This is a genomic window from Fodinibius sp. SL11, assembly GCF_052060035.1.
In the GTDB taxonomy this organism is placed as follows: domain Bacteria; phylum Bacteroidota; class Rhodothermia; order Balneolales; family Balneolaceae; genus Fodinibius.
This window is the reverse complement of the sequence record NZ_JBPOEA010000031.1, coordinates 1-6,747: the sequence shown is the minus strand read 5'-3', so window position 1 is coordinate 6,747 and position 6,747 is coordinate 1. Positions and strand designations below refer to the sequence as shown.

The window sequence follows — 6,747 nt, the reverse complement described above, 5'->3', positions numbered from 1 at the left end:
CCTTGCCGACTTCTGGCTTTTTAGCTCTTCGTTCATTATTTATCAACTCAACATTTTTTCGTGCGCACCTTATGCGCCATGTCGTTATACGCATATTCATTTACTCAATAAAAGATAGACGCTATGAAAAGATTAAGTTTTCTAACATTCTTTTTACTCTTAACAACTTCCGTTCTTGCCCAAAATCAATTAACCGTTTTTTACTTTGGGGCAACAAGTTGTGGTCCTTGCAATCGACCTGAAGTCATTGAAAGTATTGATAAATTAAAAGCTGAATTTGACTCGATACATCCCAAATACAACACAAAATTTGTTATGGTTGTATTCGATGAGGACATGGAAACAGGCTTAGAGTTTATTGAGAAATATGATTATTGGGATGAAGTATCAATTGGTAGTCGCTATGACAATGAACTTTCTTTAGATAATCTCAATAAAACAGATATACCAGGTCTTCCACATATTCTTATTTATGAAGAAACCTTTGAACCAGTAGGAGATTGGGGCATTGAAGTACGCGAAAGCAAAAAATTAGTTAAAGAAATTTTAGAGGGTACTAAAGTAGTCTCTTGGGTTAATTCAGGTATGAAGCTAGATTAGAATTAACCATGCGTATAACCCGCGCATTAAGGGGACGCACCTCGCCAAATCTCTGCCGCTCTTGTTTTTATCTCTCTTCTTTCGTTAGTTGCTAATTCAACATCAATCCGTGCGCCGCTTATGCGCAATGCCGTTAGGTTTCCTCTCACTTTTGCTAATTTCTAACTCAATTAATTGCTTTCAAGCTCGTTTTTATTCAACTTAAGACTGTAATTACAAAGCGAAATTCCTGCTATGGAAAAGGCCCTAATCAACGAGCTGTCACAGCTTAACAAAAACGAGAAATTACTCTTGGTCGAAGCCTTATGGGATTCTATTGCTTCTGATCCTGAAGAGGTTGAAGTTCCTGATCATCATAAATCAATATTAGAGCAACGTCTCCGGACCTTAGAAGAAGACAAAAAGAATGGTTCTTCTTGGAAAGAAGTCCGTCAAAAGTATTTATAAGTCGCTGTGCCAAAAACATTAATACTTACCGAAGACGCACAGCAAGATTTGGATGGTGCTTACCAGTGGTATCACGAACAGAATCATGGATTAGGTCAGGAGTTCATTCGGTGCGTTGACGCAAAATTTTCAGAAATTAGTCGTAATCCTCTTCATCACCAGATTGTTTATAAAGACAGAATTCATCGAGCCTTAACCAACCGCTTTCCCTTTTCTATCTATTTCGTCAATGAAGAAGAAATGATTACAGTCTTTGCAATTTTACACCAAAGAAGAAGTCCAGAGTCTTGGAAAACAAAAACCGAGTAGTCGGGAAACCTAACCCGCGCTATCAGCGGACAGGCCTCGCCAAATCTCTGCCTCTCTTGGTTTTAAGCCTCATCTTTCGTTAGTTGCCAAATAAACAAAAACCCGTGTGCCGGTTAAGCGCAAGGTCGTTAGTTTGAAAAAATATGTCTCATAAATATTTAGCATTTGATATTGAAACCGCCAAAGTACTACCTGAAAACATTAATGACTTGAACAGCCATAGACCTTTGGGAATTACTTGTTCTGCAATTTGGTGTACTGATGAAAACAAGCCGGAAGTTTTCTATTCAAAAACCTCAGACGGTTCTCCTGCTCCACAAATGTCAGAACAAGATTTAACTTCCCTCATTAAATATCTTAAGAAAAAAGTTAATTCAGGATACACAATAATTACACACAATGGACTTGGGTTCGACTTTAATATCTTAGCAGAAGAATCCAACGATTTTTCAACTTGCCGTAACTTGGCTCTTCAGCACGTAGATATGATGTTTCACTTTTTTTGTGGTAAGGGTTTCCCTATATCACTAAATGCAGCAGCAGAAGCAATCGACCTCAGCAAACCAACTGATATTGATGGAGCTATCGCACCAACACTCTGGAAAGAAGAAAAATATCAGAAAGTTCTTGATTATGTAGCTCAAGATTGCCGATTGACCTTAGATATTGCAGAAAAGAGTGAACAAAAGAGACGAATAAGTTGGATAACCCAAAGAGGAAAAAAATCATATTTTGAGCTACCTTCAGGATGGTTAACTGTTGAGCAAGCTTCTGAATTGCCTTTGCCAGATACCTCTTGGATGGACAATCCTTGGCCCAGATCAAAATTCACAAAATGGCTTAAGTAAATAAGTCCAAAGGCTTTCAGTAAACTATTAATTTCAATCTAACCAGCGATTAAGTCGGACGCAGCTCGCCAATTCTTTGCCCCTCTTGGTTTTAATCCTCTTCTTTCGTTAATTGCTAATTTACAAAAAATCCGTGCGCAGCTTATGCGCTACATCGTTAGAGCAACCTATTTGCATTTCGCTCGTTGTTAGTTTGTACTTTTATTTGTACTATTTAAAAGTCACTTATTAACACAACCCATAGCGTTATGAAACGTGTCCAACTTGATAAAGACATTCAGCCACTCTCTGAATTTCGGGCCAATGCAGCCTCAATGATTGAAAAAATCAAAACGGAGCATCGTCCCCTTGTTATTACGCAGCATGGGAAAAGTTCTGCCGTATTGCTTGATGTTGGTGATTATGAGCAAATGATCGATACCATTGAATTGCTTCAAGAAATCAACCAAGCACGTCAAGAAATTGAAGATGGCAAAGGTACCGAGCATGAAGAAGTCATGAGTTCATTAAAAGAACGGTTAGGGAAAGCATAAATGCGTATTGTCTGGTCTCCTACTTCTCAACGGAAAATAGATAAAATTGTAGACTACATTTCAAAAGATAATGTAGATGCTGCATTGGCGCTGGTTGAAGAGTTTGAAAAGCGTTTCCAGCATTTGAAAAAACATCCTCGTTCAGACCAGATGGTTCCTGCCCTAAATGACGAAATGGTTCGACAGCTTGTTGTACAATCCAATTATTTGATCATCTATGAAATCAATCAGGATCATATCGACATTTTAACTATTCGTCATGCCAGACAAGATGAAGACCAATCTGAGATTAAGCCTGAATAAAGGTTACTCTAACCCGCCTTTAGATTATTCCTACCAAAAAATAACTTACTTTGACGGTATATCCGCCACTAGACCCGCCGGGGTGGCCTAGCTAACCCGCTAGCTTTCGAGCTATCATGCGTATGAGTCCCCGGTAGGTTCAGTGGCGGTTGATACAACCAAAATAATCAGTTATTTATTTGAGAAGTAATCTAAAGGCCCCTTATGGGCAGTGTCGTTATAGGGCTTAACACACTCATAAAACCAAGACAGGCTAATATTCTAAATATTTAAGTTTTCAATAGCGCTTTTCACACCTTTCAGTGCCCGGGATGAAACATTTATATAAATTTGCGTACGGAGCAAAGATATCCTGAATAGTATTGGTGTTATGTCAATATTGTCTGCAATTGCCTAAACTGCATATGACGAGGAGAATGAATATGAGAACAAGAGAAGAAAGGTTATTAAATAATTCTTGCTACAAGGATTACAAAGAAACATTGATATGTTCAAGTGGAACTGAAATAGCGTTATCAATTTATCAAAGCAATAAAAATGATCCTTGTATTATTTTTATTCCGGGAACAATGACCCATCCATTATTTTATGATGAATTTCTAAGTTTATTAACTAAAAATAAATTTAATGTAATTGGAGTCCACCTTCTTTCTCATGGTAAAAGTCCTAGAGAAAGAAAACTATATAGTTTTGAAGATATGCTTGAAAATGTAAAAGATACTATTTCCTACTGTATAGATAGCTTTAATAATAAAATTATTGTTATAGGGTCATCCCAAGGTGGAATTTTAAGTATTGCAGTTACTGGAATGGATGAAAGAATAAAAGCAGTTTTTCCTCACAATATTTTACTGCCCTCTTTAAATGATTCTATATATGTAACAAACATCCCAAAAATACTTAAGATCTTTTATGGGGTTATTCCATCAATAATGAAAATTGGTGCAAAAGTATTTCCGAATTTACAGATTCCTATTACAACTTATCTGGAATTAAATAGAATTTTTACGGTTGAAGAAACAAAAACACAATTTTATCAGGATCCAATTGGATTGACTAAATATCCGCTCTATTTTTTATCTTCATTATTTTCTGCTGATTTAGACTTAATAACAGATGGCAGTTTAAAATGTCCGGTTATCGTAATAGCTTCAAAAGGAGATACTTTATTTCCTTTCGAATATTGCTGTAAGGTATTTGAAAAAATTAAGGCCCAGGAAAAAGATATGCTTGTTTTTGATGAACCACATCATCTGATACTTAATGAAGCTTTTAATGAAGTAATAGATCCAATAGTTGAAAAATTGAATAAATTTGTTGCAAGGTAAGGGCCAAATATAGGTAACAGGGAGTTCGCGACATTAAGCTTTGCTGGAAGAGGTAGGTTAGTGGCTGTTTATCAGACTTCGTAGTAAGAATGTAGAATGCGTGGGATGTAGAACGTCGCAGCCCAATTAACGATAAAATAATTTCTAAACATACCAACAAAGCTCCTATAACCCTTTTAAAAAGGAAAATGTCAAGCAGACAGTCCGCACCGGGTGTGTAAACTGAACTCTGTTCGTTTTATTTCTATTCATAAATCCTTAGTTCAAACCGTTAGCTGGCAGTCGGCTTCGTTGATCACGTTCGGAATTACCTGCAGGCATCCAAACCCCTTTTCGGGCTTATTCTCCATCAATGGACAGAGACTGTAGCTCCACGAGAGCCACTATCCCAGATCTTTAACCGGCCAGCAGGTTTGGGAGGCCGCCCTTACCGGCTACCCGCCCGATTTTTAGTTCCTTAATTTCTGTAGTACATTTTGGTTTTAATCAACGTTGGCCTGCATGCAGCATATGCGCAATGAACTGTGTTTAAAGTCAAGCAGCCAATGCCTTTTTTTCGTTGAACGCTTCGCACCTCTTACCAACGGCAAAAGCTTCTCGCAACCGTTTGTGGGCAATGGCTACCTTAATCACTTTTTCTGGTTTTCCTCTTTTCTTCAATCGATCATACATTTTCTTGCAGGCTGGATTACTACGTTTGGCAGACCAGCTGCACATATACAGCAGCTTCCGTAGTTGTGGGCAGCCCAATTTGCTAATACTTCCACGTCCCTTGACCGAGGACCCAGATTCCCAGATCCCGGGGCAAATGCCCACGTAGCTGGCCAACGTTCTGGCGCTATCGAAGCGACCGAATCCATCGGTAACTGTTACCAACTCAATAGCCGTTTTCCTGCCAATGCCAGGGATGGTTAAAAGCGCTTCCATAACCTCCTCGTAATGCTCCTCAGCCAACGCTTCCATACGTTTATCAATACGGGTAATATTATCTTCTAACTCCGTTTGCATCTTCCGGTTTAGCTCATTTACCATGGGCTCAACATCCTTATTTTGGCTAAATGCCTCGGTCTGACCGGTGAGAATGGCTTTCTGCCGCAGGAGCCCTTCCCGCATGCTCATTAGCTTTTTCAGGGCTTGTCGAGCTTTAGAGGGAGGACACCACAGCTCCGGTTGTTGATCAATGCCATACTGGCCAATTAACCCAGCATCTTTGGCGTCTGTTTTTGTTCGGGTCAGCTTCATCTGTCCGTAGCGCCGGATAACCAGTGGATTTACGACACTGACCTTTATTTCCTGCTCATATAAATACGTAGCCAATCCCAGGTAATAAGGGCCGGAGGCTTTCAGCACCACTAGGGGATCGCCTTCTATCCATTCGCTTAACTGTTTCCATCCGGTTGGGGTATTAGGAAATTGACCACCAAGCCTGCGGGCCGAGCAAAAGCAGTCAACCCATTCTTTTGAGATATCTATACCAATAGTGTTCATCGCTTCGTATATTTTAAATACGTGAAGGTGAAGAAGGTTTCCGGGTCCAAATCTATCCTACATACTGGCTCGAAGCCTAGTGAACTGTCCGTGGTTACACGGTGGTGGCAAATGGGCAGGGCAATCATTGCGCTCGAGTTCTATGGCTCAATGTCGTCTGACTGGTTCCCTGCCTGCCACCAACCTTCGGTTTGAAGAAATTTCTATTAATATATAATATCAGTCAATCCGAAGTGATTTAAACATAGGATGTCGTTAGTCCCACCACTCAACTTTCAATTCTTGGTACCATTAATAAAAGATTTTCTGCTTTTTGGCGTTGTTTTATTACTTTTAATAAGTAATTGAATTAAATAATACCGACATGAGTAAGAAGCCAGTTTTAGATAAATTTGATAAGCTTCCTCCTGAAGCTAAAAAAGAAGCAAGTGACTTTGTTCAGTTCTTGTATGATCGGTATGTAAAATCTACTTCTAAAAAGACAAAAAAGCCTATCTCAGAAAGTTCTTTTGTCGGCATGTGGAAAGATCGTTCGGATTTAAGCGATAGTTCCTCCTGGGTAAAAAAACAACGCCAAACCCAGTGGACAAAGCGCTAAATTATGGCGGACCAGTTTATTCTTGTCGATACAGATATTCTCATTGATGTCAGTCGTGGTATTACACAAGCCATTGAAACACTTGAAGAGCTACATAGTAGATCATATTCTCTCAATAAGTGTAGTGACACATATGGAGTTGATGGTTGGTTGTGAAAATAAGATCTAAAATTTAGATCTTAGAAAATATATTGCAAAATAGTGCTGGGCCTAACCGGGTATGTAAACTGAACTCTGTCCGGGCTGCTTATTTTTCGTGGTTACGGGTTAAATCCAACGGCAATCGATCGCCA

At 39.1% G+C, this 6,747-nt stretch carries 9 protein-coding genes; 8 read left to right on the top strand and 1 reads right to left on the bottom strand.

Going from position 1 to position 6,747, the window contains the following annotated elements:
* Nucleotides 1–123 precede the first annotated feature (123 nt).
* The 7 genes from ACQ76V_RS15930 to ACQ76V_RS15900 all read left to right on the top strand — a co-directional run bounded on the left by ACQ76V_RS15930 (nt 124) and on the right by ACQ76V_RS15900 (nt 4,368).
* Nucleotides 124–600: a TlpA family protein disulfide reductase gene (locus ACQ76V_RS15930; protein ID WP_441001499.1), complete on the top strand. Its 477-nt coding sequence runs from the start codon at nt 124–126 to the stop codon at nt 598–600.
* A gap of 234 nt (nt 601–834) precedes the next feature.
* On the top strand, nt 835–1,047 hold the full coding sequence (locus ACQ76V_RS15925; protein ID WP_441001498.1) for an addiction module protein: 213 nt from the start codon (nt 835–837) through the stop codon (nt 1,045–1,047).
* A gap of 6 nt (nt 1,048–1,053) precedes the next feature.
* Nucleotides 1,054–1,356, top strand: a complete 303-nt coding sequence (locus ACQ76V_RS15920) for a type II toxin-antitoxin system RelE/ParE family toxin (RefSeq protein WP_441001497.1) — start codon at nt 1,054–1,056, stop codon at nt 1,354–1,356.
* Between the two features lie 143 nt (nt 1,357–1,499).
* Nucleotides 1,500–2,204, top strand: coding sequence for a ribonuclease H-like domain-containing protein (locus ACQ76V_RS15915; RefSeq protein WP_441001496.1), 705 nt, complete (start codon nt 1,500–1,502; stop codon nt 2,202–2,204).
* A 248-nt stretch (nt 2,205–2,452) separates the two neighbouring features.
* On the top strand, nt 2,453–2,737 hold the full coding sequence (locus ACQ76V_RS15910; protein WP_441001495.1) for a type II toxin-antitoxin system Phd/YefM family antitoxin: 285 nt from the start codon (nt 2,453–2,455) through the stop codon (nt 2,735–2,737).
* On the top strand, nt 2,738–3,040 hold the full coding sequence (locus ACQ76V_RS15905; protein WP_441001494.1) for a type II toxin-antitoxin system RelE/ParE family toxin: 303 nt from the start codon (nt 2,738–2,740) through the stop codon (nt 3,038–3,040).
* A gap of 422 nt (nt 3,041–3,462) precedes the next feature.
* Nucleotides 3,463–4,368 carry an alpha/beta hydrolase gene (locus tag ACQ76V_RS15900; RefSeq protein WP_441001493.1) on the top strand — a complete coding sequence of 302 codons (906 nt, stop codon included), beginning with the start codon at nt 3,463–3,465 and terminating at the stop codon, nt 4,366–4,368.
* Nucleotides 4,369–4,902: 534 nt separating this feature from the next.
* Here ACQ76V_RS15900 and ACQ76V_RS15895 read toward each other — a convergent pair.
* Nucleotides 4,903–5,856, bottom strand: coding sequence for an IS110 family transposase (locus ACQ76V_RS15895; RefSeq protein ID WP_441001492.1), 954 nt, complete (start codon nt 5,854–5,856; stop codon nt 4,903–4,905).
* A 364-nt stretch (nt 5,857–6,220) separates the two neighbouring features.
* Between ACQ76V_RS15895 and ACQ76V_RS15890 the strand changes: the two genes are divergently transcribed.
* Nucleotides 6,221–6,454: a DUF2281 domain-containing protein gene (locus ACQ76V_RS15890; protein WP_441001491.1), complete on the top strand. Its 234-nt coding sequence runs from the start codon at nt 6,221–6,223 to the stop codon at nt 6,452–6,454.
* The last annotated feature ends 293 nt before the right edge of the window (nt 6,455–6,747 follow it).

Bases quoted from the DNA above. Each gene is read 5' to 3' on its own strand.
- ACQ76V_RS15930 (WP_441001499.1), top strand. From the start codon at position 124: ATGAAAAGATTAAGTTTTCTAACATTCTTTTTACTCTTAACAACTTCC.
- ACQ76V_RS15925 (WP_441001498.1), top strand. From the start codon at position 835: ATGGAAAAGGCCCTAATCAACGAGCTGTCACAGCTTAACAAAAACGAG.
- ACQ76V_RS15915 (WP_441001496.1), top strand. From the start codon at position 1,500: ATGTCTCATAAATATTTAGCATTTGATATTGAAACCGCCAAAGTACTA.
- ACQ76V_RS15910 (WP_441001495.1), top strand. From the start codon at position 2,453: ATGAAACGTGTCCAACTTGATAAAGACATTCAGCCACTCTCTGAATTT.
- ACQ76V_RS15905 (WP_441001494.1), top strand. From the start codon at position 2,738: ATGCGTATTGTCTGGTCTCCTACTTCTCAACGGAAAATAGATAAAATT.
- ACQ76V_RS15900 (WP_441001493.1), top strand. From the start codon at position 3,463: ATGAGAACAAGAGAAGAAAGGTTATTAAATAATTCTTGCTACAAGGAT.
- ACQ76V_RS15895 (WP_441001492.1), bottom strand. From the start codon at position 5,856: ATGAACACTATTGGTATAGATATCTCAAAAGAATGGGTTGACTGCTTT.
- ACQ76V_RS15890 (WP_441001491.1), top strand. From the start codon at position 6,221: ATGAGTAAGAAGCCAGTTTTAGATAAATTTGATAAGCTTCCTCCTGAA.